Annotated in this window: 1 rRNA gene; it reads left to right on the forward strand. The window is 55.8% G+C overall.

The features are described from left to right. Positions 1 to 1,398: ribosomal RNA gene (locus ACIQPT_RS37390) — 23S ribosomal RNA — on the forward strand; the annotation flags it as partial. Positions 1,399 to 1,420 lie beyond the last annotated feature (22 nt).

Below are 1,420 nucleotides of genomic sequence, written 5' to 3' on the forward strand. Positions count from 1 at the left end.
TTAAGGGTGAGACCTGATGCCGAGCCGATTGTGGTGAAGTGGATGATCCTATGCTGTCGAGAAAAGCCTCTAGCGAGTTTCATGGCGGCCCGTACCCTAAACCGACTCAGGTGGTCAGGTAGAGAATACCGAGGCGTTCGGGTGAACTATGGTTAAGGAACTCGGCAAAATGCCCCCGTAACTTCGGGAGAAGGGGGGCCATCACTGGTGATAGCACTTGCTGCTTGAGCTGGGGGTGGCCGCAGAGACCAGCGAGAAGCGACTGTTTACTAAAAACACAGGTCCGTGCGAAGCCGTAAGGCGATGTATACGGACTGACGCCTGCCCGGTGCTGGAACGTTAAGGGGACCGGTTAGCTGCCTTTCGGGGTGGCGAAGCTGAGAACTTAAGCGCCAGTAAACGGCGGTGGTAACTATAACCATCCTAAGGTAGCGAAATTCCTTGTCGGGTAAGTTCCGACCTGCACGAATGGCGTAACGACTTCTCGACTGTCTCAACCATAGGCCCGGTGAAATTGCACTACGAGTAAAGATGCTCGTTTCGCGCAGCAGGACGGAAAGACCCCGGGACCTTTACTATAGTTTGATATTGGTGTTCGGTTCGGCTTGTGTAGGATAGGTGGGAGACTTTGAAGCGGCCACGCCAGTGGTTGTGGAGTCGTCGTTGAAATACCACTCTGGTCGTGCTGGATGTCTAACCTGGGTCCGTGATCCGGATCAGGGACAGTGTCTGATGGGTAGTTTAACTGGGGCGGTTGCCTCCTAAAGAGTAACGGAGGCGCCCAAAGGTTCCCTCAGCCTGGTTGGCAATCAGGTGTTGAGTGTAAGTGCACAAGGGAGCTTGACTGTGAGACCGACGGGTCGAGCAGGGACGAAAGTCGGGACTAGTGATCCGGCAGTGGCTTGTGGAAGCGCTGTCGCTCAACGGATAAAAGGTACCCCGGGGATAACAGGCTGATCTTCCCCAAGAGTCCATATCGACGGGATGGTTTGGCACCTCGATGTCGGCTCGTCGCATCCTGGGGCTGGAGTCGGTCCCAAGGGTTGGGCTGTTCGCCCATTAAAGCGGTACGCGAGCTGGGTTTAGAACGTCGTGAGACAGTTCGGTCCCTATCCGCTGCGCGCGCAGGAATATTGAGAAGGGCTGTCCCTAGTACGAGAGGACCGGGACGGACGAACCTCTGGTGTGCCAGTTGTCCTGCCAAGGGCATGGCTGGTTGGCTACGTTCGGAAAGGATAACCGCTGAAAGCATCTAAGCGGGAAGCCTGCTTCGAGATGAGTATTCCCACCCTCTTGAAGGGTTAAGGCTCCCAGTAGACGACTGGGTTGATAGGCCAGATGTGGAAGCCCGGTAACGGGTGGAGCTGACTGGTACTAATAGGCCGAGGGCTTGTCCTCAGTTGCTCGCGTCCACTGTGTT

The sequence above is a fragment of the Streptomyces sp. NPDC091289 genome (assembly GCF_044757365.1).
GTDB lineage: Bacteria > Actinomycetota > Actinomycetes > Streptomycetales > Streptomycetaceae > Streptomyces.